Annotated in this window: 22 protein-coding genes and 1 pseudogene; 12 read left to right on the forward strand and 11 right to left on the reverse strand. The window is 51.2% G+C overall.

What is annotated here, in order from left to right:
- Positions 1-38 precede the first annotated feature (38 nt).
- The 4 genes from SPI6313_RS02180 to SPI6313_RS02195 form a co-directional block, all read right to left on the reverse strand.
- A complete protein-coding gene (locus SPI6313_RS02180) occupies positions 39-2138 on the reverse strand; it encodes a GNAT family N-acetyltransferase (protein WP_072619516.1) in 2100 nt (699 codons plus the stop codon).
- 305 nt (positions 2139-2443) lie between these two features.
- Entirely contained in the window at positions 2444-3823 is a 1380-nt protein-coding gene (locus SPI6313_RS24655; protein ID WP_072619517.1) for a peptidoglycan-binding protein, read from the reverse strand.
- 144 nt (positions 3824-3967) lie between these two features.
- On the reverse strand, positions 3968-4993 hold the full coding sequence (locus tag SPI6313_RS02190) for a DMT family transporter (protein WP_072619518.1): 1026 nt from the start codon (positions 4991-4993) through the stop codon (positions 3968-3970).
- Between the two features lie 94 nt (positions 4994-5087).
- Complete coding sequence (locus tag SPI6313_RS02195; RefSeq protein ID WP_139276456.1) at positions 5088-6281, reverse strand: RNA-guided endonuclease InsQ/TnpB family protein; 1194 nt, start codon at positions 6279-6281, stop codon at positions 5088-5090.
- Between the two features lie 235 nt (positions 6282-6516).
- Here SPI6313_RS02195 and sppA point away from each other — a divergent pair, with 235 nt between their 5' ends.
- Together sppA and aroH are read left to right on the forward strand one after the other, a co-directional pair.
- Positions 6517-7344, forward strand: a complete 828-nt coding sequence (sppA, locus tag SPI6313_RS02200; RefSeq protein WP_072619519.1) for a signal peptide peptidase SppA — start codon at positions 6517-6519, stop codon at positions 7342-7344.
- Positions 7345-7379: 35 nt separating this feature from the next.
- The gene (aroH, locus tag SPI6313_RS02205) at positions 7380-7784 is read left to right on the forward strand and encodes a chorismate mutase (protein WP_175551042.1); all 405 of its coding nucleotides are present in this window, start codon (positions 7380-7382) and stop codon (positions 7782-7784) included.
- Between the two features lie 48 nt (positions 7785-7832).
- Here aroH and SPI6313_RS02210 read toward each other — a convergent pair whose 3' ends face one another.
- Together SPI6313_RS02210 and SPI6313_RS02215 are read right to left on the reverse strand one after the other, a co-directional pair.
- The gene (locus tag SPI6313_RS02210; RefSeq protein ID WP_072619521.1) at positions 7833-9059 is read right to left on the reverse strand and encodes a glycosyltransferase family 4 protein; all 1227 of its coding nucleotides are present in this window, start codon (positions 9057-9059) and stop codon (positions 7833-7835) included.
- 94 nt (positions 9060-9153) lie between these two features.
- Entirely contained in the window at positions 9154-10056 is a 903-nt protein-coding gene (locus SPI6313_RS02215; protein ID WP_072619522.1) for a sulfotransferase, read from the reverse strand.
- A 574-nt stretch (positions 10057-10630) separates the two neighbouring features.
- Here SPI6313_RS02215 and SPI6313_RS02220 point away from each other — a divergent pair.
- Positions 10631-10825: a hypothetical protein gene (locus tag SPI6313_RS02220; protein WP_072619523.1), complete on the forward strand. Its 195-nt coding sequence runs from the start codon at positions 10631-10633 to the stop codon at positions 10823-10825.
- 36 nt (positions 10826-10861) lie between these two features.
- On the opposite strand, the gene SPI6313_RS02225 is transcribed toward SPI6313_RS02220, so the two are convergent.
- Together SPI6313_RS02225 and SPI6313_RS02230 are read right to left on the reverse strand one after the other, a co-directional pair.
- On the reverse strand, positions 10862-11911 hold the full coding sequence (locus SPI6313_RS02225) for an ABC transporter permease (protein WP_072619524.1): 1050 nt from the start codon (positions 11909-11911) through the stop codon (positions 10862-10864).
- 46 nt (positions 11912-11957) lie between these two features.
- Entirely contained in the window at positions 11958-12476 is a 519-nt protein-coding gene (locus SPI6313_RS02230) for an adenine phosphoribosyltransferase (protein WP_072619525.1), read from the reverse strand.
- Between the two features lie 200 nt (positions 12477-12676).
- On the opposite strand from SPI6313_RS02230, the gene SPI6313_RS02235 reads away from it, so the two are divergent.
- The 8 genes and pseudogenes from SPI6313_RS02235 (at position 12677) to SPI6313_RS02265 (ending at position 19954) form a co-directional block, all read left to right on the forward strand.
- Positions 12677-13303, forward strand: coding sequence for a DUF3038 domain-containing protein (locus SPI6313_RS02235; protein ID WP_072619526.1), 627 nt, complete (start codon positions 12677-12679; stop codon positions 13301-13303).
- Positions 13300-14745 carry a DUF4335 domain-containing protein gene (locus tag SPI6313_RS02240; protein WP_072619527.1) on the forward strand — a complete coding sequence of 482 codons (1446 nt, stop codon included), beginning with the start codon at positions 13300-13302 and terminating at the stop codon, positions 14743-14745. The genes SPI6313_RS02235 and SPI6313_RS02240 overlap by 4 nt, the downstream gene beginning before the upstream one ends.
- 155 nt (positions 14746-14900) lie before the next feature.
- A complete protein-coding gene (locus SPI6313_RS02245) occupies positions 14901-15476 on the forward strand; it encodes a mechanosensitive ion channel family protein (RefSeq protein ID WP_072619528.1) in 576 nt (191 codons plus the stop codon).
- Positions 15477-15589: 113 nt separating this feature from the next.
- A pseudogene (locus SPI6313_RS02250) lies at positions 15590-16701 on the forward strand (IS630 family transposase).
- Positions 16702-16735: 34 nt separating this feature from the next.
- Positions 16736-17860: an RNA-guided endonuclease InsQ/TnpB family protein gene (locus tag SPI6313_RS02255; protein ID WP_217650470.1), complete on the forward strand. Its 1125-nt coding sequence runs from the start codon at positions 16736-16738 to the stop codon at positions 17858-17860.
- A complete protein-coding gene (locus SPI6313_RS02260) occupies positions 17826-18434 on the forward strand; it encodes a mechanosensitive ion channel family protein (RefSeq protein ID WP_084668855.1) in 609 nt (202 codons plus the stop codon). The genes SPI6313_RS02255 and SPI6313_RS02260 overlap by 35 nt, the downstream gene beginning before the upstream one ends.
- A 393-nt stretch (positions 18435-18827) precedes the next feature.
- A complete protein-coding gene (locus SPI6313_RS23270; RefSeq protein WP_175551043.1) occupies positions 18828-18995 on the forward strand; it encodes a hypothetical protein in 168 nt (55 codons plus the stop codon).
- Positions 18995-19954 carry a phosphoenolpyruvate carboxykinase (ATP) gene (locus SPI6313_RS02265; protein ID WP_072619529.1) on the forward strand — a complete coding sequence of 320 codons (960 nt, stop codon included), beginning with the start codon at positions 18995-18997 and terminating at the stop codon, positions 19952-19954. The genes SPI6313_RS23270 and SPI6313_RS02265 overlap by 1 nt, the downstream gene beginning before the upstream one ends.
- Before the next feature lie 47 nt (positions 19955-20001).
- Here the strand turns inward: SPI6313_RS02265 and SPI6313_RS02270 are convergent, their stop codons facing one another.
- A complete protein-coding gene (locus SPI6313_RS02270) occupies positions 20002-20445 on the reverse strand; it encodes a hypothetical protein (protein ID WP_072619530.1) in 444 nt (147 codons plus the stop codon).
- Between the two features lie 836 nt (positions 20446-21281).
- Between SPI6313_RS02270 and SPI6313_RS02280 the strand changes: the two genes are divergently transcribed.
- Entirely contained in the window at positions 21282-22400 is a 1119-nt protein-coding gene (locus SPI6313_RS02280) for a glycosyltransferase (RefSeq protein WP_072619532.1), read from the forward strand.
- Here SPI6313_RS02280 and SPI6313_RS02285 read toward each other — a convergent pair.
- Positions 22395-23348, reverse strand: coding sequence for a glycosyltransferase family 2 protein (locus tag SPI6313_RS02285; protein WP_084669167.1), 954 nt, complete (start codon positions 23346-23348; stop codon positions 22395-22397). The two genes, SPI6313_RS02280 and SPI6313_RS02285, sit on opposite strands and share 6 nt — an antisense overlap.
- A 176-nt stretch (positions 23349-23524) precedes the next feature.
- On the reverse strand, positions 23525-24394 hold the full coding sequence (locus tag SPI6313_RS02290; protein WP_072619533.1) for a mechanosensitive ion channel family protein: 870 nt from the start codon (positions 24392-24394) through the stop codon (positions 23525-23527).
- Between the last annotated feature and the right edge of the window lie 106 nt (positions 24395-24500).

Consider the following 24500-nt stretch of genomic DNA (forward strand, 5'->3'; position numbering starts at 1 on the left):
AAACATTAATTCTAAGGTCTATCTTTACCTGATTTTTTTCATTTTCCCTCTTGATATATTATCTTGAAATTTGTATTTAATATTTCTAGAGAGCTTTGCATAGTTACATTTTTTTGTAGAATCTCTTGTACTTTTCGCAATGAAACTGGATCTTCAAAAAGCTCAGTATTTCTGAACCGTAATGCCATAATTTCACGATCAGGATTATTTCCAGCAACTTTCAAGAGATCTTCATAGCCATATACTCCAAGATTTTTGAAAGATTGATAGAGATTTCCAGGTTTATCAGTTTTTATTTCTACTAACTGAGAACAAGCACGGACTGAACACAGATCGGAGTAACCATGATCTTTGTCATTACTGACATACCATAATATCCGGCCGCTATTTCCCGGCTTCATTCTTTTTGGAGATTGTGTTGACTTATAGTAGACAGCTTCTGTATTTAATGCCAACTCGCCACGCCCAAAAAGATTTTCATTTGCTAAATTTTCATCAAATAAATGTTTAGCCCATTCAGGCTTAATAGGAATGATGAAATTGAGTAAGCATGAGTCTATTACTTTTACAGGAAAAAATGAATTTTCAATTTCCAAAGTATTCTGTTTTGTTAACTCAGCAGCATTATCTAGAACATCAATAAGTTGACTATATTGAATAGGAATAAGATTACTTAATTTGTTTTGATCTTGGAGCTTCTTACTTAATTCGCTAGATGTTCCAATTTCATCAATAATCACTCTCAACCAAGATGAATCTGTCTGAATCCAGGAAGATTCACTACGAAGAATATTGATTACAGATTCTTGCAAATATTTTTTAGATAATTCAATGTATTTTTTACCATTTTTTCGTGCTTCGACAACTATTTTAAACAATAAGTGATTAAAGATAATTGTAGAGTATGGAGAATTATCTAAACGAATTAGAGGTATAGTCAAGCAATTTTTATTTTTCCAATCACAGAAAAATAAAATTAGTGAATTGCCATTTTCATCACAAATTTCTTGCCAGTCCATAAAATCATTAATGAACTGATTGATATAGTTTATGATGCTTTTATCAATAAGATCTTCAGTCTTTAAAAACTTATTTTCAATATTTTTAATATGTTTTTTGACTGACGTTTGTGTGATTTTTTGAATACCAGATAACTTTTTAGGTTGGTAAGAGTCTTGAACAGTATCAGTGCTCAATTCTAAGATGAGTTCATCTGGTTTTTTGACGAAAATCGAAAATTCTTCATAAATATTATCTCGCAATTCCAAAAGATCAGAATTCTGAGTGATGAAATATTGTATTTCTGGCAACAAAACTGCTCTAGAAAAGTGTTTTAATTGCAAATCTTTTAAAATTACTTGGTGAAATTCAAAAAAGCTTATAAATGCTGCTATTTTATCACTGATCTCATTGCCCAATGGCATACATTGAATAAATTGCGTGGCAATTTTTCTATATTTTTCGCGCTCTTTAGAATCTTGGAAATTATTATTGATTACGCTTAAAATTTCGTCAGTTATATGAACTTCAACAGTTATATCCCAATCATCATGGCAGATAGAAATTACTTGATCGCAGTCTTCTGAGTTTACTTTTCTATCAAGCAATAAGAACAAATCTATATCAAGAATAAGTTTGATTGACGTATTGTATTGATTTTCGGAAAGCCAAGAAAACAGTGGTCTTTTATGGGCATACCACCATATTGTATTTACTTTTCCCTTTGTTCTTGCATTTTCTTCATAAAGAGGTGAGAACCCAAAGCTAGACCACATTTTTTCTAGACCATAGTCGCGTCTACATTTGATCCGAATCCCATTATATTGAGTTGTTATCTTTTTTAATTTTTCAATTAGTGATTTTGCGATTCCCATTCCTCGACACTGAGGATAAATGCATAACTGATGAAGTGTAACTTGATTTTTTCGAGAAGAAGTTCGATATAGTAAATATCCAAGTAAATCATCATCTTGTGTGAGCGCAATCAATATTGTTCCCAGTCTTGCATGTTTTAAGTATATACACTTTGCCCAGTGGCTAAATATTTTACGATGCTGATCGCCTAATTCTATGACTGAATTCAAATGGGGAGAACTTTCATGAAGAGTAACAATTTTAATATTAGTTGGTCGAGACATTGAATAATAAATCCACAAATACGTAAGGATTCAGGTACTTGAAACGCAGTCACAGCAAGGCTTTCAAAATCGAGGTGAGTTCTAAACTAACAGTTCATTCTCAATAATTACGCAAGACTAGGGGTTACAGCCTTATTTATTGAGAATAACAAAATAGCTCAAAATAGCTGAAACCCATACTGAGCAGTGCTTACAGCCAAATCCTCATGACCTGAATGCTTACACAAATACAACAGTGTTGAGCCAACCTTAGTATACTAGATTGACATATTGATGTCAGTACGTATGAACTTTTCAGAGAATAACTAGTCTTTCGGGGGGGTGCGGATTTGGCCGAGTTGTCTGAGGGCCCATTTGGCGGTGGCTTGCACATCGGGGTCGGGGTCGTCGGTGGCGCAGTAGATCAGTTGGCTGAGTTGGGCGACGAGTTCGTAGATGCGGGTGAGGTCGCGGATGGCGTTTTTGCGGACTTGGGCGTTGTCGTCTTGGAGGGAAAGGGCGAGGGCACGGTTCATGGGTTTGAGGGTGCGCACGCCGATTTGGGAGAGGGCTTCGAGGACGAGGCTTTGCTGCTGGGAATCGGATTCGAGGAGGAGATTCACCAAGGGTTGAACGGCTCGCGAATCGGCGCGTTGGGCGAGGTTCCAGATCACTTGCCGACGTTTTTCGCCGCTGCTGGTTTGTAAATCCCGAATTAATTCTTCGACCACATCGGCTTTGGGGAGGCTGGAGGTGGAGATGGGGAGGGAGGATCGCGGTTGGTAATGGCGGGGGGCGGCGATGTTGGGGAGGACGGGGGAGGGTTGGGAGGGGGGTAATGAGGGCAGGGTTTCTACGTCGTCATCATCCCAAAACTCATCGTCGAGGAGGGGGTCGGGAAGGGGGTCGGGATCGGGGTCAAGATGGGGGAGTGGTTTGGTGGTCGGGGGGTTGAGATTTTCTGGTTCGGGGAGAGGAGCGAGGGGGGGTTTGTGGAGGGGAATGGCGGTCGAGGGGGGAGCGTCGGGGGGGTCGAGGTTGATGGTGTTGATGTTGATGAATTTGGCGCTGCCGTTTTGGGTGGGGGGCGCGATCGCAGGGGATGAGGTGGTGACGAGGGGGTGAGGGGGTGGGGTTGCTTCGGTGGGGTCAGAATCGGCGGGGCCATTGACAAACCGCCAGAGCAGATAGACAATGCCGCCAAATCCTGATAGTCCGACAATCCCCACGGCGAGGATTAAAAGGCGGGTGCGGTGTTTGGCGAAAAATCCGGGAGAGTCCGGCTTTTCGCTGCTGGTGTTTTCTTGTTGGGCTTTGAGGGCTTCAAAGGTATTGAGATCGAAAATTCCGGTGGGTTCGAGGTCGTTTTCGGCTTGAAAGGCTTGGACGGCGGTTTCGGTGGCGGCATCGTAAGACCCGGAAATTTCCCCGTCGTAATAGCCAAAGTCTGTGAGGCGTTCTTGTAGTTCTTTGACCACATCGCCTTCGGAACCGCGTTGCAGTTGGCGACTGTTGGGATCGGGATTTGGGGGCGTTGCAGGGTCGGATTCAGGGGGATCGTCGGCTTGGGCGATCAAGGGGGTGGCGATCGCAGCGTCAGGCAGAACACAATGCAGGGGCAACCCGGTGACATCACTCCAGAGGGCTAGACCGGCGATCGCGCCAACCCACCCACCGCGTTTCAACACAAGGGAAAGCTTTAACATCAGAAACTACAACGGGCTGTGGTGAAAAGTGGACGGAGTCCAAGCATGATGCACCGTTTGACTCACCCTGATCCGGAAGGAGGGCAAAACCAGGGTGAATTGCGGGCCAGAACAGATCATGCAACCAAGCAGAGTTTAGTGATCTTAGGGGCTGTCTCCTTCAACTTTAGCAGGGACTTGGGACGGCTGTTCTGACCGGGTCGGCGCGAACTTCGTTGCAGTCCACTGGGCCAGTCCATCGCGTTGATTGATCAACGTGATACTCACCAAGGTTAACACCACGCCCCACCATTGCACGGGGTTGAGCACTTCGGTTAATAGTAGGTGGCTAAACACCAAGGCAAACACTGGGGTTAAGAAGGTGAGGGAGGTAAAGCTGGTGAGGTTGCCGCTAGAGGCGATCCAAAAAAAGAGGGCGTAGGCGATCGCACTTCCGAACACCGTGGCATAGGCCAACGCGCCCCAATCGGGTCCCGTCAACGCCGCCCATTGCTCCGTTTCCCACAGCCCCGACATTACAAACAGCGGCACACCGCCGAGGATCATATGCCAGCCGGTGGCCACCACGGGGTCTACATGGCGACTGACATAACGAATGCTCACCGTCCCTAGAGCCATCGACAGGGAGGCGAGGAACATCAACCATTGGCCATTGTTAAATAAGGCACTCCACTGAAAGGCGATCGCACTCGGTTCCGCACGGAGCAACACCGCCCACCCATCCGCCGGTAAACCAATCAACGTAATCCCTAGCACCCCAATCCCCAAACCGAGCCACCCCCACAGGCCGATCAACTCCCCAAACAACCAACTGGACAACAGCGCGATCACAATCGGCTGTGAATCAATCATCACCGACCCTAACCCCGCTCCCGTGCGTAACAAACCCTCGGCCAAAAAGCCCTGGAACATCAAGCCATCGAGGAGGGCAAACAGGGCAATCCAAGCCCAGGCTTTTCCAGTTTTCGGCTGTTCTAAGTTCAAAACGACGGTTAAGCCCAAGACCAGCAAGCCAGCAGGCACGAGGCGCACCCCCGCCACAAACAGCGGGGTTGTGTGGAGCATGATCCCCTTCATCGCAACCATGGCGGTTCCCCAGAGGAAAAAGGGGGCGATGAGAACGAGGGGAACGAGGGTAGACGGTGCAGCGGGGAGGGATTTCACGGACATGGGAAGTATTGATGGAGCATCTAAGCGTCGTCCCCATTTTGACACTCCCCGCGCTAAAGCGACGGGGATTCTGGGTTCATCGACCGGACTTAACTCAGCAGGATTGCTCCAACTCAGCCAGAGGCCCAATCTCCCCAAGCGTATAACTTCCCGTGTGCCCCACGGTAGTGAGTCCAAGGCGCAGGATGTTGATGGCAGCATTCACATCTCGGTCAGCCTCATAGCCGCAATGCGGACAGCGATGGGTTCTGACTGAGAGTGCCTTATTGACTCGTTCGCCGCAGTTTGAGCAATCCTGGCTCGTATAGTGGGGAGGAACGGCCACCGTTGCCTTCCCATATTTCCTGCCAAAATACTCCAACCAACGGCGAAACGTTGACCATCCCGCATCACTAATCGACTTAGCCAGATGCCGATTGCGAACCAACCCTTTCACATTCAAGTCTATGCACTTCGTGCAGGCTTCGCCAACATAGGCCACCAAATCGTTAGATTGGATGACGCAGTAGGCGATGCTCTTCGCCCACTCATTACGCTGCCTACTTACCCTTAAATGCTTCCGGGCGTATCGGTTCCTGGCCTTGTGATAGTTCCTTGACTGTGGTTTTGCCCCCTTACGGTACTTTCTGGACTTCTGCCGATTGGCTCTGTTTAACCGCTTTTCGGCCTGGCGATAGAACTGCGGCGTTTCCACCACAGTGCCATCACTGGCAGCGATGAAATGCCGCAAACCGAGGTCGAGGCCAACAGCTTTTTGACTCGGCTCACTCTGCACCTGAACATTAACCTGGATGCAGAACTGAACATAGTAGCCATCGGCACGACGAACGAGGCGAACTCGCTTAATTAGGGATTCGTCATAGCGGGCCAGATCGTAGGTTCCGATTAACCGCAATTCCCCAATCCCGAAGCCATCGGTGAATTTGATGCGCTTCGGCCCCAGCAGTTTCCAGCCGGAGGTTTTGTACTCCACCGAGCGGGAATGCTTCTTGAACTTGGGGAATCCTACGGGCTTAATACCCTTCTTGCAGTTGTCGTAGAAGCGACTGATGGAACTCCAGGCCCGTTCTGCTGCTGCTTGACGGGACATAGAGTTGAGTTTCTTAGCAAAGGGAAACTCCCCAGCCAACGCTTTGCAGAGCTTGCTAAGGTCGTATTTGCCGACATCTTGGCTATCCATCCAATAGCGCAACGCCTTATTACGGACAAACTGAGATGTCCGGATAGCGTCGTCTATAGTGGTAGCCTGGTCAGGCTTTACCCGTGCTTTGAACTCAAGTACAATCATTCCCTTGTACTAGCATATCTGGCGTAAGAATGCGGCTAAAGCCGCCGTTGCTTTTCATCCCTGGGCTAAAGCCACAGGGCTTTCAAGCTATCGTCTATTCCGGTAATCATTTATGTAGTTTTGTTAACGAAATGGCGGGCGGGGGGGAATGATCCGCTGTGCGATCGCCGTTACGTCCAAAGACTGAGGGGTATAATAAACGTCCATATCGACGATTCACCACGAGCAACGCACTATGATCTGGCCGTTTAAGCCGAACAAGCGCAAACAAATTGCGCGAATTGAAATCACGGGTGCGATCGCTTCAGAAACCCGGAAACGAGTTTTAAAAGCGCTGAAAACCGTAGAAGACGAAAAATATCCCGCCCTCCTGCTGCGCATCGACTCCCCTGGCGGCACAGTGGGCGATTCTCAGGAAATCTATCACGCCCTCAAACAGATTCGTAGTCAGGGGGTGAAGGTGATCGCCAGTTTTGGCAATATTTCTGCCTCCGGGGGGGTCTATATCGGAGTGGGGGCAGATCATATCGTGGCCAATCCTGGCACGATTACCGGCAGTATTGGCGTGATTTTGCGGGGCAACAATCTTGAACGGCTGTTGGATAAAATCGGCGTGTCGTTTAAAACGGTGAAATCGGGCCCTTATAAAGATATTCTCGCCTTTGACCGGGAATCGACCCCGGAAGAAATGCAAATTTTGCAGGATCTCATTGATACAAGTTATCAACAGTTTGTGATGACGGTGGCGGAGGGTCGTAATCTGGATGCAGAGGTCGTCCGATCCTTTGCCGATGGGCGTGTGTTTACTGGGCAACAAGCGTTGGAATTGGGACTGGTCGATCGCTTGGGTACAGAAGAAGAGGCCCGCTGTTGGTTGGCGGAATGGGCAGAGCTTGACCCGGATAAGGCGAAAGTGGTCACCATTGAAGAGAAGAAGCCCCTCCTCACCCGTCTTTTGTCGGGACAAACGAACCGCCCGAAGTCTCGGATCGGGACATCCCTAGATTGGGTAGAATTTGAACTGGCTACAGCGGGACAAGCGCTTTGGCTTTATCGGCCGTAAGCTGAACTGCGATCGTAATCTGGAGGAAATCAATCGTGGAGTGGAAAGTGCGGGCAATTCGGGGGGCAACCACCGCCGAACACAACACAGTGGATGCCATTCGGGCAGCGGTGCGGGAATTGATTGATGAAATCGAAGCCCGGAACCAGCTTGATCCCGACGAAACGATCAGCGCCATTTTCACGATGACCCGTGATCTTGATGCGATTTTTCCGGCGGCGATCGCTCGTGAACGCTCCACCTGGGATCATGTGGCGCTCTTGGATGTGCAGCAACTCCATATTGCAGGCAGTTTAGAGCGTTGCATTCGGGTGTTGATTCATGTCAACACGCTCCAACCCCAACGGGCGATGCAGCACGTCTATCTCGGCCGCGCCCGTAACCTTCGCCCCGATTGGAACTTAACGCCCCTCAGTTCCCACCCCGACACGGCTCGATAAACCTTCAATACCTAGGCAAGGGGCTTAAGCCCCTTGTTTCTCAGCGGATCACCCTAAGATTTCCCGGTAAACGGTGTTGATGCGGTGGACTTTTTGCGACCAGGTGTATTCAGATTTGATCCGATCGCGCCCTCCCTGACCGAGGCGATCGCGTAAGGTGCGATCGCTGACAATCTCCCCCATCGCGGCGGCTAAATCCTGAATCACCTGCTCTGGATGCTGGGCCGCAATTTTAAACCCCGTTGCGGCGGTGACTTCCGTGGCGGGCCCCCCCAAATCCAGACAGAGGACGGGCAGACCGGCCGCCATGGCTTCTAAACAGGCCCAGCCGCCGGAATCATGGAGGCTGGGATGGACAAAGGCATAGCTGCTGGTGAGAAGGTCGAGGACGTGCGATCGCGGCTGTCGGCCCAGAAGTTGGACGCGATCGCCCACCCCCAACCGATCAATCAGGCCCTGAAGGGTCGCCGTTTCTGGCCCCGTCCCCAAAAGCCAATAGTCACAATCGCCTAACTGCGCCGCTGCAAAGGCTGCAATGCTGAGGTGATACCCTTTCCAATGCAAGAGCCGCCCCACACTGAGGAAGCGGGGACGAGCAGCGGGGGGGCGGGGTTGGAGGGTGTCGAGTTCAGCGGCGGACAGAGCGGCCTCAGCGAGGATCTGCGTCCGGGGTGCGCCGAGGGTGGTGAGGCGTTGCTCTGTTTCCGGGGTGGTGGCGAAGGCGATCGCACTGCGGCGCACCGTGAGACGGGTAAAGGGGTCTTGTTCGCCGATCCAGCGGGTGAGCGATCGCGCCCATTCATAGAGCCGCGCCTTAAAGCTAAACGCTCGCCAAAACGGGGGCGGAGCCGATTCACCGCCCCCCACCGGGCCGAAGAAAAAGGGCACAGGCAGCAGGGCCAAAAAGCTGGGTGTGGAATATTTAACAAAGGTGATATGGTGGATCGCGTCGAATTTCACAGTGCGCAATAGACGGCGGGCGGTGAAATAGGCCTGAAGTTGCCAAAAATAATAATGAATTTGCATCGCGCCACCACTGCCCCAACGCCACAGCCCCCCGATCAGCGGCGTAGTGCAATAGACAAAATGTAGATTCGGGTTCGGATGCCGGGCGAGTTCTGCGTCAATGTGGGGGCCGCTTTCGTCCGGTCGGGTCAGCACCCACACGTGATGATGGCGAGCCAATTCTACGGCCATATTCCACCCTACCCCCGGCTCCGAACCGCGATGGGGTTCACAGGAATAGGCCGAAACGAGAATAGTGAGCGATCGCATTTCACCCTCCGACAGTGCCTACTCTGCAATTATCGGCTGCTACGCACGCAAAGTACCAACGCAACAACCACCAATCACCCCCCCGCCAAAACCACTAGGTATACCAATGCGTTAAGTCCCGATTGAGCATTGCACCGAGTTTGATAATATCGGGGCGACATTGCGCTTTTAACCGGGCTGCCAACTCTGGAGCTAACGCCTCGCGCCCTTGGGGTTTGGAATTGATGCGATCAAGCCAGTTAATCAGGCGCAATCGGAATTCAGCGGAGAGTAACGCCCGCGTCGGTGCTGCAAATAAACGCTTTAACCAGAGGTGGAGTCGCCAGTTGCGTCGGACTTTCGGTGGATTGATCGGGTTAAATTCAGGGTGAAACTCCTCTAACTCCAGAAAATCAAGGATTTTTCGGTACACAGTGGCGGGGTCAGCCTTAAAGTCATCGTAGAGCACCACATGAATTTGCTCAGGGACAAACACATCCCGATAGCGTTGCAATTGTTCGGCGTAGCGCATCATATCTCGATAAAACAAAAGTTGCGGACAACAGCTACTCACCCCCGCACTGGGCAACCGCTGCCCTTGTTTGCGATCGGCCTCCGCATCAAGGGCAGCAGCAAAATTTTGAATCGGTTCATTGGCCGTAAACACCATTTGCCCGTGCCAGGAATACATTGCTTCCACCGGATTGCGCAAAATCATTAAAATTTTGGCATTGTCTACATACTGGGCAATAGACGCTGCGGCGGTGTGGGAATACAGGGATAAAATCGAGCCGTCCATTAGAAATTTCGTCTCCGGGGTGGGGTCGAACAGTCCCAAATATTCGGCTTCGGTTTTCGGGCCGGGCATGTCGAGATCACGACAGTGAAAATTCGGTTCCTTGATCCGGCAGAGACTAATCTGCGGATGTTGTGCCAAAAAATGACCCAAAGCAGAACTCCCCGCTTTAGGAGCACCCACCAAATATAAGCGAGGCTTTGTCAAGGCATCTAAAGTCATATCTCCACCTTTCCCAAGGTATTATTTTTCTCAGTACGGGACAAAAAATCCGGTTTGGGCTGCAACCCTGATGATTTTGTAGGTAGTGCGGGCATCTTGCCCGCTGGTGTCAGTCAAAATTAGGGAGGGTGTCAGTCAAAATTAGGGAGGGTGTCAGTCAAAATCAGGGAGGGTGTCAGTCAAAATTAGGGAGGGTGTCAGTCAAAATAGGGAGGGTGTCAGTCAAAATCAGGGAGGGTGTCAGTCAAAATCAGGGAGGGTGTCAGTCAAAATAGGGATCAAGATGCTCCCACTCCATCAAAATTAATATTCCTTCAACTTTTGTCCTGTACTGAGATTATTTTTATTCCCAGCGTGGCGTTGATCCCTAGATACTCGTAACCTCGATCTTCTCCACAATCTCAAAAACCGCCACCAAACTATTTCGATGGCTTCCCTAGATAATTTCGCCATGACGATCATTTTCAATGCTTCCGGTCACGTTAACATGCCGCGCTGAGCTTGTCGAAGAGTTGTTTTTAGGGCATCATGCAAGCAATACCAATGCTGCCCTAGGAGGGCAGGGTTTGAACCCATGGCTTGGGTAACGGTTCTTTTAGCTGATGCGATCGCAATGTCTCAAGATCACCCTCGTTCCGCCGCCCCGGCTGAGACCACCACTCCAGAAACGACGGATACAGCCGAAAAAATTCTGTGTCCCCATTGCCGCCGCACGGCCACCAATGGCATTAAATGCAAAGGAATTTGTGTCACCGATAGTGACTATTAAGCGTGATTGTCAAGGGACTCGCGCCCGCTGAATATGTCACTTCAAGTCTTCGAGGCGAATACGCGGATCAACGGCTTGCAGCATCAAATCCGCGAGGAGATTACCCACGATTAACATGGTGGCCCCCATCATCAGACTCGCCATCACAAGGTAGAGATCTTGAGTCATCACGGCCCGCAGAATCAGTTGACCTAAGCCGGGCCAGTTAAAAAAGACTTCTGCGATGAATGAGCCGCTGAGGAGGCTGGCGAATTCAAACCCTAGGATGGTGATCAGGGGGTTGATGGCGTTGCGGAGGGCGTGGACGTAGATAACGCGGTTTTCCGGGAGGCCTTTGGCGCGGGCGGTTTGGATGTAGTCTTGGCGGAGCACGTCGAGGAGTGCGCCACGGGTGAGGCGTTGGAGTCCGGCGAAACTGGTGATGCTGAGGGCGAGGGTGGGCAGGATCATGTGCCAACCGAGGTCGAGGAGTTTGCCGAGGGGGGGGAGGGTGTCATGGCCGATGCTGGTCATGCCGCCGATGGGAAAGAGGGGGGCGAGGTTTTGGGCGAGGATGAGGAGGAGCAGGGCGGTGATGAAGCTGGGGAAGCCTTGGCCGATGTAGCTCAGGACGCGCAGAATCCGATCGCTCCATTGATTTTGCTGCACTGCGCCAAGGATACCGAGGGGAATTGCGATCGCCCAAGTGATAATAATTGACGAAATGGCGAGGAGTAAGGTGGCTAACATCCGCTCGATCAGCAGGTCAGTGACCGGACGGTTATAGACAAAACTTTGGCCAAAATCAAACCGGGTCAACACGCCACCGAGCCAGCGGAAATATTGCACATAGCCGGGTTGATCGAGGCCGAATTGGATGCGGTATTGGTTGAGGGTGTCTGCGGAGATGCTGGGGTCTTCCCGGAGGGTGTCGAGGTAGTTACCGGGGGCGAGTTGGATGATGATGAAGCTGAGGGCGGAGGTGAGCAGCAGGGTGAGGACGGCTTGCAGGAGCCGTTTTAGGATGTAGAGAACTGTTTCGCTGGTGACAAACTGCCGCAGAGTTTGCCAGGGGTGAATGCGATCGCGCAGGGGAAGATTGGCCACAGGATTCCTTTCAAAACAACATCACAACAAGGCAAAGCCCCTTTTTTTAATACTGCACCAAACTCAAAATAGGGGCATCTCCCAGCTTATCCCGACCGTTCAAAAAGAGCAGTTCCACAATAAAGGCGTAGCCGATTAACGTACCGCCTCCCTGGTGGACTAACTGGGCGGCGGCTTGGGCCGTGCCTCCGGTGGCGATTAGATCATCCACGATTAACACCGTTTGACCGGATGCGATCGCATCTTGATGCATTTCGAGGCGATCGGTTCCGTACTCCAAGGCATACTCGGCACTAAAGATCGCCGCTGGCAGTTTCCCCGGTTTGCGCACCGGAATAAACCCCGCCCCCAATTGATAGGCTAAGGTCGGGCCAAAAATAAACCCCCGCGACTCCATCCCCAGCACCAAATCCGGTTTGAGGCCGGCCGCCTCACAGTGGGCAGTGAGTTGTTCGACGGTAGCCTTGAGGCCTTGGGGATCACGCAGCAGGGTGGTAATGTCCCGAAACAAGATCCCCGGTTTGGGAAAATCAGGAATGTCGCGAATGAGTGATTTAATATCCATGGGAATCTATAGTTGTGGCCGTGCGCTATCTTGTCTGGACAAACTGAAAAAATAGTACACTAGAAACCTAACAATACTGCGATGTTAGGGCGATTGGGCTGAGTCCATCCCACCTACGTTTAGTGAACTGATTCTGTAGCAACTGCTCTCAAACCGTCTTTGTCTGCGTCCTACATCCCTGTTGAGCAACCCCCTTTGGCATGAGTCAATCTGCAAGTTTACCCTCTGATTATCAACTTCCCTCCCGTCCAAATCCGCTAATTTTGGACTCGCTTCCCGATCTTCCGAATGTGGATGGCTGTTCGCCCCGCATTCACCAACGGATTGACCTGTTGTTATTGGCGATCGAAGCCTTGGAACTGGGGGGATCTGAATATATGCTGGCGACGGCGAAGGATTTAGAACTCCATAGCATCATTGATAATCGGGTGACGCTGTGGCGCTTGCGCTGTACGAACCCCTGGCGACGCTCCTACACCCGCAGTGGTTTGACGATTCCCCAGGCGAAGGCGTTGGTGGTGATTATCAGCGATCGCGCCCGCCGTCTGACCATGCTCATTCGCCAACTCCTCACCGCCTACAACGACACCCAAGCCAAAGGCCTACCCCTTGAGCAACATTTCCGCCTCTCGGAATATATCGAACGATTCCGCACCCATTTCCGCAGCCGGATGAACCCCCGCCGCGCCAAAGTGGCATTGTATTTAGACCAAGAAGACCTGCTCAATCAATTGGCGATCGCGCTTTTGACCCAACTGCTCTTTTGCACCGGGGTTGCCGGTCGTCAACGTCTCTGGATTAGTCTGTTTGATGGAGAAGTGCTATGAGCATTAAACGGCAATACAACCTCCCCAATGTGCGCCTCCAGCTTGACGGGATGAACCCCAGCATGATCATCTCAGACAGTGCCGCCACGGGTCAGCGTCCCCTGATGTCGATTGTGACCAATGTGGAATGTCATTTCAGCAATTCCGAGCAGTTCCTCAGCGGCGGGCGGGAGTTTCTCGATAGTTTGGTACGGGCGGTGAGTCAGTACGGCCAAGAGGTCTTAAGCGGCATTCCTCACCCGTTGGCCCATGAACCGGCGATCGTGCGGCTGATGAAGGGCGACAAGCCCGATCGCCACCTGTTGGTCAGCGAAACTCCCGACGGCCAAACCGTTAATATTCACCTCAACACCTTGGAACTGTTCGACCTCGTGGATGTGGTGGATCAGTTTTGCTCGGATATGCGCACTCTGCCGGATTTACAATTGACCCTAGAACCCATCAGCCGCCGCCATCGCCTGGCGGATGTGCCCGCCCATGAGCGGGCGATGCCGTTAATGAGTGGAGTGGGGTCGTTAGCGATCGCCGCTGTGCTCCTCTTCTTCCTGCCGGTGCCTGAGGTGACGATTCCGGAAGATCGCCCCGCTGAATCCACGGAACAAACCGACGGCGAGGATCTCGCCACGGACGATCCGCCCTTAACGCCAGAGGACGAGGCCGACGAGGAAGCCGCCGACGAGGAAACCGATGAACTCGCCGCGACGGATGCGGAAGATCCCCCGGCCCAACCCACGGGCGATCGCATCTCCCGCCGTGAACTCGAAGCCCTGCTTACTGATGCCGAACCCATTGAAGACCCTACGGAATTAGATTTCATTCAGCGGTATCTCTTCCGGGAAATTAGCGGTAATTGGGACGATCGCGATGCGGTGACGGCAGATTTAGCCTTTCGAGTCTCCGCCACCATTGACGGCTCGATTGTGGCCTACGAGGCGGTGGACGATACTCCCGCCTCGGCCGATGAGCTCACGCCCCTGCCGGATTTGGAATTTGCCCCCACCCAGGCGGCGATTGAAGCACGGGAAGCGATCGCCGACTACAAAGTCGTTTTCACCCGCAATGGGGTGCTGCAAATCAATCCCTGGGCAGGCTACCAAGGTCGGCCCGGCTACGGCGAAACCATCGACGACCCTGACACCCTGGCTCAAATTCAAGACGACCTGATCGACACCCTCCGCGATGTGTGGGATGAAGACGGGGAAACCTTGGGGAATGACTTAATCTTCCGGGTTGGGGTGACGGAATCAGGCGCGATCGCGGATTATCAACCCCAAAACAACGCCGCCTTTCAACTCGAAGGCAACACCCCCCTGCCGGATCTTCTCACCCCCGAAGCCGCTGGCATCGCTCGTGAGCGAGGCAGCGTGATTCCCTCTGAACCGATGGGACAGTTTCAGGTGATCTTTAAAGAGGGGGGCAGGGTGGAAGTCAGTCCGTTTTAAGCAGCGTGATGGGCGATCGCACTTCCTCTGCTCTATCCCATCAAAATGAATCTCTACCCAAGGATAGGGACACACATCTCCCCTGAGCTAGACGCATCGAGGGGAGGTCTCAGGGTAAGGTGAGTGGCATGTATTCCAGACACCAAGGATTTTTTATGCCCGTCGAGTTTCTAACTCAGTCCTTTTTTAACAATACCCTCGCCGCCTACGGGCTGGCGATCGCCACCCTCGTCGGTGGATTTTTTTTGATTCATGCCGTTCGTGCCGTAGTGATCAGTACCCTGAAGCGGCTCAATCAACGCAGTCAGAAAACCCTTGACTCCCGCCTCGTCCAAATTTTTAGCCGCCCCCTCGTGCGCCTCGCCTACGTGGGAGTGAGCTACATTGCCATTACCAACCTCAACCTCCATCCCATCCTGACCCAGATCCTCCAGTCCCTCGCGGTGATCTGCACCACCGTGATCGGGATTTTGTTCTTGTCACAACTCGCGGAATATCTGGTGCGTTCCTATCTCCTCAAGCGTGGGGATGTGGAACTAGAACAGAGCTTTAGTGCGCTACTGCCGATTTTGCGAGCGGTGTTTTGGGCCGTGGGTGCGGTGTTCTTGCTCGATAACTTGGGCTTTGATATTTCCGCCGTGGTCGCCAGTTTGGGGATTGGGGGGTTAGCGATCGCCTTCGCCGCCCAAGGAGTCCTGCAAGACCTCTTTAGTTACGAATGTAAAGCGTAAAGCCCCCGTTTTCCAAACGGGGGATATAAGCGAAGGGCTGAATTTATTCAGCCGTGATAAGCTAATCGGCATCCAAATCACATATAATAGTACAAAAACAATACCATATTGATATGCCGATTAAAAACTATATAACCACGGAAGAGAAAAAAATATTGCAGCATGAACTCAAGTATCAGGAGAATCCAGATATTCGAGAAAGAATCTTGATGCTCTTATTAAGAAATGATGGCAAAAAATATCAAGAGATTGCCGATTTTTTGGGTTGCTCATTAAGAAAAGTTGCCTACTGGTGTACTCATGGAGATCCGAATAATTTGAAAAGCCTGGTTGACGAAAGAATGAAAGGGAATTTCCATAAAGCTACACCTGAGTATATAGAATTATTGATAGAAATCATCGACAAAGAACCGAAAGAATTTGGGTATGAATATGGAAGGTGGACAGCAGAGAGATTAGCAAAGCATTTAGAGCAAGAGACTGGAATTGAATTGAGTTCTAGTCAAGTCAGAAGGATTCTAAAAAAAACAAATTTGTGTACATTTGGTCAAAATACAGCTTAGAAGATCAGCAAAATCCAGAGAAAAGAGCATTATTTAGAACAAAGTTGAATGAATATGTAAAAATAGCAAAAGAATCGCCAGAACGTCTCCAGATATGGTTTTGGGATGAAGCTGGCTTTGGATTGAAACCAATTAGGGGAAAAAACTGGACAAAGAAAGGAAAGCGAAAAAAGGTATCAGGAAAACGGAGAAAAGGGAGAATCAATGTGATGGGGGGTTTACGCTTGTCTGATAAGAAACGGTATGTAGACTTTCTAAAAAAAGGGACAGGAGAAAACTTTTATCATGTACTAAAACAGTTTTATGAACATCTAAAATATGAATGGGCTGGGGAAGATAAAAATGCAGAAGACTTTGAAAAAGATGGCTGTAAAATTGTTCTTATTTTAGACAATGCAAGTATTCATAAAACAAAAGAGTTTTTAGAAAAAATAAAAAAAGAGATGCCGAATTTAATTATCGAGTTCTTACCAGAGTACAGTCCAGACTACAACTTGATAGAACTGGTGTGGCATTCAGCGAAAGAATTTATCGCGAACCGATTTTTTGATTCGATTCAAGAGTTAGAGATTTTGTTACATAAATTACTAAATGAAGGAGAACTAGTGATTAAGTGGCATCGGAATATCAAAAATAAAGGAAACTCAGTCAATGCAATTTAGATGCTGATCAGCTTACCGAGGTATCATAGCAACCATGAAAACGCTCAAGTTCAAGCTCTACCAGCATAAGCGGAATAGATACCTCAAGCGGACAATCAATGCCGCAGGGCGTATCTACAACCATTGTGTTGCCCTCCACAAACGGTACTACCGAATGTGGGGCAAGCACTTGAACTGTGCCCGACTACAAAACACATCGCCAAGCTCCGTAAACGGAACCCCTGGTGGTTGCAAGTGGGTTCGTCAAGCCGTACAGGATATCTGTCAACGGATTGAGAAAGCCTATCAACTCTTCTTCAAGCACAACCAAAAAGGCGTTCGCCTGCCAAACTTTAAGAAGACCCGAAAGTACAAATCCTTCACCCTCAAGCAAGCCGGGTACAAATTCCTCGGTGGCAACCGGGTCAGGATTGGGAACAAAGTCTATCAATATTGGAACTCTCGCCCCATTGAGGGCAAGGTCAAGACCGTGACGATTAAACGAACTCCCTTGGGAGAACTGTTCATGATTGTCACGGTAGATACCCTGTCAGAACCCCAAGTCAAAACCGAGACAGGTAACATTGCTGGTTTTGATTTTGGACTCAAGACGTTTCTGACCTGTTCTGAGGGGTTCAATATTGATGCCCCCTTGTTCTTCAAGCAGTCACTCAATGCAGTTCGCAAAGCAAGTCGAGAATTATCTCGCAAGCAAAAGGGTTCAGCGAATCGAGAACGTGCCCGATTGAACTTAGCCCGCAAGCATGAAGATATTGCCCATCGACGGCGGGACTGGTTCTGGAAGTTGGCTCACCGCCTGACGAATCAGTTTGATGTGCTGTGTTTTGAAACCTTGAACCTCAAGGCGATGCAGCGGCTTTGGGGGCGTAAGGTGAGTGATTTGGCGTTTCGGGAGTTTCTGCAAATCCTGGAGTGGGTGGCGACGAAGAAGGGGAAGCGGGTGATCTATGTTGACCGCTGGTTCCCTTCGAGCAAGACCTGTTCAAGTTGTGGTCATATTTTGGAGCATCTGGATTTAGAGACTCGCCATTGGCGGTGTCCCAGTTGCTCGGCAGAGAATGACCGGGATGAGAATGCGGCGATGAATATTAAAGTGGCTGGGGCTTCAGCCATTGGGTTAGGTGATGTCAGACAGGCGTTGCCTGCTATTGCTGTTTGATCCCAGAATCCCCCGTTTTCTAAACGGGGGAGTAAGTCAATTCTCCATCGTGCTGGATCGCCCCTTCGGCATTGGTGACTTTATTATCGTCGATGATTTTGTCGGCACTGTTGAACAGATCGGGATTAAAACCACCCGCCTCAAAAGCCTCAGCGGTGAAGCCCTCGTCATCGCCAACACCGACATCACCAACTCCCGTATCCGCAACTTCAGCCCCATGAAACGCCGCCGCGTTGCCTTTACCCTCGGTGTCACCTACGAAACCCCACAAGAAAAGCTCGAAGTCATCCCAACCATCATTCGCGATATCATCAACCACCAAGAGCAGATCACCTTCGATCGCGCCCACTTTGCCAGCTACGGCGATTTCAGCCTCAACTATGAAGTGGTGTACTACGTGGAAAGCAGTGACTACACCCTCGCCATGGATCTCCAACAGGGGATCAACCTCGCCCTGTTTGAAGCCTTTGCCCAACGCGAGATTGAATTCGCCTATCCCACCCAAGTCACCTACCTACAATCCACCCAACCCAATCCACCGACTCCTATGGACACCATGACCCACACGAGCTAAGCGTGCCCAGGCTTGATCCACTCAAGCAGCGATCGCTCATCCCCAAGGGCCAGGGCTTAACCGCCTGGCCCTTTGCCAGATTTAAACCTTTGACTCTGGGACAAATGCAGGATAATGGAGCTAAACCAAAGCCGATTCAGCCCGTTCATGCGATCGCCCCCGCAGCATTGTTTGCTGTAGGTTCTTAAATCCCTGATGCTGTTCAGCGTTTCACGGGATCTTGACCGTGAGCTTACCCAGAATTGCCTACAATGCTAATGATTGAGGAGCAATTTCACTGTTTTTGCAGTCATTCTGGATCTAAATTCCGAAAAATCTCGCTTTTCGCTCATCCGAGAATTTGTTATCACAAACTGTAGTGCCCACCCAACGCAAACCGGAGTAATGGCAATCATGTCTACCCTAAACCCATCCACCCCCAACTGTCGCCAACCCTACCACCCCCCCCAACTCCATCACTATGGCGATATCAAAACCTTGACCCAGAACGTACCGGGCACAGGTGCGTTAGATGGTGCGGGCATGGGTGGGGGTGAATTTGCAGCCAATAAGACGGCGTAATGTATGGGTATCGCCTGTATGGATTGACCGTCACGAGCAATGTTGCGATCGCCGGTCTCACCGCCACGGCTGCCCCATCCCCCGACCTGCACATCCACCTAGAAGCAGAGACAGAACCCTTTCCCCCTCTGCCCCCAGCCAACCCGTATTATCAAAGTCCCGCCCATGATCACAACGGCCAGCCCACTTTAACCGTTTGGACGAATGCGTCCGAATCTGAATATTGGTTTCGCTATGGTGATGGGACTACCTTTTGGCTCACCCTATCCCCCCCACAGATCCGAGCCACTTGGCCCGCGCCGCTAACCCTAGAGGATACGGTGACCTATCTGGTGGGGCCAGTGTTGGCCTTCTGGTTGCGCTGGCAGGGGATTTTATGTCTTCATGGCAGTGTGGTGCAGATGGGCGCAGGTGCGATCGCCTTTGTCGGTGCTGCTGGTGCAGGAAAATCCACCACCGCCGCCTTTTTGTCCCAGGCCGGTTATCCAGTGCTCAGTGATGATGTGGTGGTGATTCATCAGCCCCAATCGCCCCACGTTGCACCGGGTTACCCTCGCCTCCGCCTCTGGCGTTCCTCCGTCGAACTGCTCTACGGTACACCCGACGCTCTGCCCCGCATTGTCCCCACTCACCCCACCTGGGACAAACAATATCTTGATCTCAGCCAGTCCTCACAACAATTTCAACCAGAGCCGATTCCTTTGCGACGAATTTACATCCTAGGGCCGCGATCGCCGCTCCATTCCACCCTCACCCCCATCACACCCGCCGCCGCAGTCCTCGCCCTCACACCCCATTCTTCCGTGCCCTATCTCCTCAACAAAACCATGCGCCGCCAAGAATTTCTAGCCTTAAGTCAGGTCATCCGCCAAACAACTTGCGCCATACTCTCCGTTGCCAGCAATCTCCATAATTCAGAGCAGTTGATGACCTTGATTTCAGACCCGTTCCCCCAGTAGATCAAGGCTCCACGGATCACAATCCCCCTAAAACCAACGAAAACCCACTAAGACTTAATTTGGTGTGATTTGCGGAATAATTGTTCACCCTGTCCAGAACCCCGTTGGGCTAATAATTGTTCTTCGAGCGCCGCAATCCGGTTATAGGCGGCGGTGACTTGGGCCGTTAACCGACGAACCTGTAATTCGGGTGACAGGGCTTGTTCCGTCGTGTTGTAGTCCGGCACATGTTCCCAACCCTGGGTATCCGGCAACACATCTTTATGACTGAGGAGCGAAGCATCAAGACTGTCGGGATCATAAGCCACGGTGTCAGACGTTTCACCCAAAGGCGGGGGAGTCGCAGCGGGTTGATCTATGCCCAACTTTAGCAGATCCGTGGGTACGTTCAACAGAGCAATATTAAGGCGATGACTCAACTGTTCAACGAGCTGATGTAACGCATCAACTTTGCGATCCAAGGCGATTAATTGCTGTTGCAATATATCCATATATATCCCAATCTTCCGTAATAATTTTTCGTACTTTTATCCTATTCTCGTTCGTTGCATTTGCCGGTGATATGCTGATTCATTTAACGATTGCAAAGCCGATGCATCGATTTGCATTCCCTCATCCCTAACGACCTAAATCTGAAACCTAGCTCCTTAGCTCTGACAACTCAGCCCAAACCCTCTACATCGAAGCTCTCAACGGCACAGCCCAGGAAAAACCATGGGTGCATCCCAATTACGCAATCCCTCACCCAACCCTCTCCCGCAGGAGAGAGCTTTTGGCTCCTTTCTCCTGTGGGAGAAGCGATGCCTTGAGCGATGTCGAAGGGGGCTGGGGGTGCTCCCTGGCGAGCCGTGTGAATCTGCAAAAGTGGGATGTACCCAAACCACGGGCTTGGGCTGCATTTTTGAGAAGTTGCGGTTAAATGAGGGGGATGAGACGAGACCGGATCAAACTGGTCGGCAGATGTTGCTGATCCTCGTGGGGGGGAGCCTGAAGGCGATCGCACCCGATTGCACTGTTCGCGGGCTGGGCATCAGTTTGATTTTGCTCATGTTTCGTGCAATTGGCCCTTACCATTCCTAGGTATTTTTGCCATGCTAGAGGCATAATCTAAAAAAAATGTTAAATTCGCATCAGACTAGCGTTCCTGCTCTGCGGTACGGATAAAAATGACCCATGTTTAAGTCATTGAGCTTGCTTTAATGATCCAAAATCTCTTCCTTGACGATAAAGCTGACGGCGATCGAGGGAGATGACATCTCAAAGATCAATCGTTCAAACTCAATCAACCCTCCCAGTTTAGTTATTTACGCTCAAACCCGGTGATGTCATGCTTTATTCTTCAAACTCTCGCCAAGCGATCGCGCTCCTTGCCCTTGCCAGTCCTGAACCCATTCTGCCCGTTGCGGCCGTTCTCGATCAACTCGGCTGGCAAGTGGATATTTTTACCTACAGCACTGATCAGGAGCCGCCCCACTGCATTGTCGAGCATCAGACCTGTCGGGTGGTGATGTTGCCGGAAGCACAGTTTGTTGATACATTCTGTCAGTTTCAGGTGAAACAGGGAACCCATTACCCGCTGATTCACAGCGTTGATGATGCCTCGATTCCGGCGGGCCACGCTCTCCAAGTGGCCACGGGGGCGAAGTGGGTGCATGGTTTAGCGGAGATTGAGTCGCTGGCCACTGAGCGGCCCGGAGCAGACTACGTTATGGGTGACTTTCCCACCCCATTTTTCCCCACCCCCCATCAGCCTGTTCCCCATCGCCAACGCCCGATTCACCTCGACACGAAAACGGCTCGGCAGCAGTTGGGCTTACCCGTGGATGAGCGGATTGCGCTGTTTGTGGGGTCGTTAGCGATTCGTCATGGGGTGGATGTGCTGTTGCAGGCTTGGGCCCGGTTGGGACGATCGCCCCATGTCCCGAAACGCTTAATTTTGGTGGACAATGGCCAAAGCTCAGAGCGCGATCGCCGCCGCATCGAACAGGCCCGCAGCACCCTCACCCTGATCGAAACCGTCGAACTGCTCCCCTACACCAGTCCGGCTCACCTGGCCCTCTATTACCTCGCGGCGGATGTTTGCGTCATTCCCAGCATTAACGAAGCCTTTGGGCAAGTGGCGATCGAGGCGACAGCTTGGGGTACGCCGGTGATTGCCTCGGATGTGGGGGGCTTGCGCTTTAGTGTTGTGCCAGGGGAAACGGGCAGTTTGGTGCCGCCGAATGATGTGGAGGCTCTCTGTCAAGCCTTGGGTCAAGGTTTAACCGATGAACTGCAAGCCCGGCGCTGTTATCTGCCGACTTCGACGGTACAACTGGGCTTGCAATTGAGCGATCGCTACCGGCGACTCTTGGTGTTGTCTCTCTTGAGCCATGCCCTACCCGAACCGAATTGGGTTGTTCCCTGGCAAGTCACGATCCCAGACCCCATTCAGCAGGCTTCATAATCTCTCCGGCTGTTCATCCGCATCCCGCTCTGGCCAGGGTGGGATGTTTACCATCTCGGCACGGAGGCGCACCTGTTGCTGGCCGGCGCTGCGGGCGGCGAAGGTGATCAGATCAAGGGGGGTATTGACGGCATCGAGCCAGCGGCCGCGCAGCAGGGCGGGGGGGAGTTCTTTGGCGGCCCAGCGACTGAGGCGATAGAGGGCTTCGCGGGGGGTGAGCGATCGCATCAACGGCACGCCATGCAATTCATGGAGATAGCGATTCGAGCGGCCATAGCGTCGCCATTGTTGTCGTAGTTCTGCTAGGGTGCAGCGGTGCCGATGTTTGACCACCGCCATCGGTGCAAACTCCCATCGGCACTGGGTTTGTGCCAACAGTCGCCAACAGAGATCCGCATCGCCCCCCGTGCTTAAATAGGGCCGAAACAGACCAATTTCAACCAATAGATCCCGCCGCACACCCAGATTAGCGGTTTGACCGTAGGGGCGAAAGGGATGATTGAGGGTATGGCGTTGGGAGAGGGTTTCATTGCGATCGGCGTAGCGTTCGAGGAGGGAATTCCCCGGCAGGGCGACGACTTCCCCCGCCACTAGGCCCACGTCAGGATCAGCAAAGGGCGCGACTAAATTCGCCAACCAGTCCGGTTCTGGGCGACAGTCGGCATCGGTAAAGGCCAAAATTTCCCCCTGGGCGGCCAAAATCCCAGCATTCCGGGCCGCGTAGGAACTTTGAATCTCAAACTCTTGGAGCGATCGCAACGTCATCCCGTGGGCGGCGAACTCTTGGACGGCCTGCGGCAAGATGACCGATGTGTGATCCTGGCTGTGGTTATCCACGAGGAGATATTCAACGGCGGTGCGATCGTAGGTTTGCGATCGCAGACCCGCCAATAAATCCGGTAAATCCTCAGCCCCGTTATAAATCGGAATAATCACCGAAACCTTCATCACGCCTCCAGGCTGCCGTTGAATCACCCCGTCGCAATCCACAGGGATAATCTTCATTGTGCAATAGATGCGATCGCACCGCTGCGATCCGGGCCATTAATGGGTCAGAGGTTGTTTAAAAAGCGTCTTGAATAGAAAGGCAAGGGGCTTAGGCTCCTTGTTTTCATCTCTCAGGATCACGATTTCGGTTGATAGTCACTGTATTGATCTTGGTTGTAGAAATAGAGGGTACGGATCGGGTAAGGGATGGTGATATTCGCACGATCAAATTCGGCTTTGATCGCCAACATCACCCGCGTTTGAGTGCGCCGCACCGACCCCTGATCCGACGGTGTCCAGTAGCGCAGTAAAAAGTTAATCGAACTATCGCCAAATTCCACAATATCAATCTCCGGCACGGGATGGTCTAAGACCCCTTCAACATTGGTTAAGAGCGTTTGCAGAAGTGCGATCGCTTCCGACAGCGGCGTATTGTAATCCACCCCCACCGCCAAATCAGTTCGGCGGCGATCGAAGGCTGTGCGCACCTGCACCGCGCTGGTGAACACATCAGAATTAGGAAGGAGGATTTCTTCGCCTTGATAGGTGCGAATCGTAGTGGTGCGAATATCAACACGCTCCACTGTGCCTTCATAGTCTCCCACAATAATTTGATCACCTAATTTAAACGGTTCTTGAATCAGGAGTAATGTACCGGCCAAAAAATTCTTAAAAATATCTTGAAATGCAAACCCAATTGCCACGGAACTCAGACCCAACGTGGCAATAATATCCCCTAAGTTCAACCCCGGAAATGCCACCACCGCCGCAAATAATGTCCCCACCACCCACGTTGTAATACTCGTGACTTTGATCACCAAAAGCCGCAGTGAGCGACTTTTAAGGGTTTGATCTCCGATTTTTTGGGCAATATTTCCCGTTGCCTGGGCGAGGTAGCGAGTTAATAAAAGAATGATCACCGCTGTGAGAAAAGCGGGGATCAGCTTGATTCCACCTCCGACTAACTCCTGTAGGCTGTTAATGGCGGTGTCAATGAGTCGATTCATAATCACGATGAGTGCAGTCCAACACGCTGGGGTTGGTGACAATATACCGAATTTTCAGGGAGGGGACGGGTCAGGGGAGAAGGCGCGATCGCACTCTTTCCCTTGA

Origin of the sequence: Spirulina major PCC 6313 (assembly GCF_001890765.1) — a bacterium.
GTDB lineage: Bacteria > Cyanobacteriota > Cyanobacteriia > Cyanobacteriales > Spirulinaceae > Spirulina > Spirulina major.

Coding starts and splice junctions, on each gene's coding strand:
- SPI6313_RS02245 (WP_072619528.1), top strand. CDS start 14,901: ATGCCCGTCGAGTTTCTAACTCAGTCCTTTTTTAACAATACCCTCGCC.
- SPI6313_RS02220 (WP_072619523.1), top strand. CDS start 10,631: ATGGCTTGGGTAACGGTTCTTTTAGCTGATGCGATCGCAATGTCTCAA.
- SPI6313_RS23270 (WP_175551043.1), top strand. CDS start 18,828: ATGTCTACCCTAAACCCATCCACCCCCAACTGTCGCCAACCCTACCAC.
- sppA (WP_072619519.1), top strand. CDS start 6,517: ATGATCTGGCCGTTTAAGCCGAACAAGCGCAAACAAATTGCGCGAATT.
- SPI6313_RS02255 (WP_217650470.1), top strand. CDS start 16,736: ATGAAAACGCTCAAGTTCAAGCTCTACCAGCATAAGCGGAATAGATAC.
- SPI6313_RS02215 (WP_072619522.1), bottom strand. CDS start 10,056: ATGACTTTAGATGCCTTGACAAAGCCTCGCTTATATTTGGTGGGTGCT.
- SPI6313_RS02290 (WP_072619533.1), bottom strand. CDS start 24,394: ATGAATCGACTCATTGACACCGCCATTAACAGCCTACAGGAGTTAGTC.
- SPI6313_RS02280 (WP_072619532.1), top strand. CDS start 21,282: ATGCTTTATTCTTCAAACTCTCGCCAAGCGATCGCGCTCCTTGCCCTT.
- SPI6313_RS02270 (WP_072619530.1), bottom strand. CDS start 20,445: ATGGATATATTGCAACAGCAATTAATCGCCTTGGATCGCAAAGTTGAT.
- SPI6313_RS02210 (WP_072619521.1), bottom strand. CDS start 9,059: ATGCGATCGCTCACTATTCTCGTTTCGGCCTATTCCTGTGAACCCCAT.
- SPI6313_RS02235 (WP_072619526.1), top strand. CDS start 12,677: ATGAGTCAATCTGCAAGTTTACCCTCTGATTATCAACTTCCCTCCCGT.
- SPI6313_RS02190 (WP_072619518.1), bottom strand. CDS start 4,993: ATGTCCGTGAAATCCCTCCCCGCTGCACCGTCTACCCTCGTTCCCCTC.
- SPI6313_RS02265 (WP_072619529.1), top strand. CDS start 18,995: ATGTATGGGTATCGCCTGTATGGATTGACCGTCACGAGCAATGTTGCG.
- SPI6313_RS02260 (WP_084668855.1), top strand. CDS start 17,826: ATGTCAGACAGGCGTTGCCTGCTATTGCTGTTTGATCCCAGAATCCCC.
- SPI6313_RS02180 (WP_072619516.1), bottom strand. CDS start 2,138: ATGTCTCGACCAACTAATATTAAAATTGTTACTCTTCATGAAAGTTCT.
- SPI6313_RS02195 (WP_139276456.1), bottom strand. CDS start 6,281: ATGATTGTACTTGAGTTCAAAGCACGGGTAAAGCCTGACCAGGCTACC.
- SPI6313_RS24655 (WP_072619517.1), bottom strand. CDS start 3,823: ATGTTAAAGCTTTCCCTTGTGTTGAAACGCGGTGGGTGGGTTGGCGCG.
- SPI6313_RS02285 (WP_084669167.1), bottom strand. CDS start 23,348: ATGAAGGTTTCGGTGATTATTCCGATTTATAACGGGGCTGAGGATTTA.
- SPI6313_RS02240 (WP_072619527.1), top strand. CDS start 13,300: ATGAGCATTAAACGGCAATACAACCTCCCCAATGTGCGCCTCCAGCTT.
- SPI6313_RS02230 (WP_072619525.1), bottom strand. CDS start 12,476: ATGGATATTAAATCACTCATTCGCGACATTCCTGATTTTCCCAAACCG.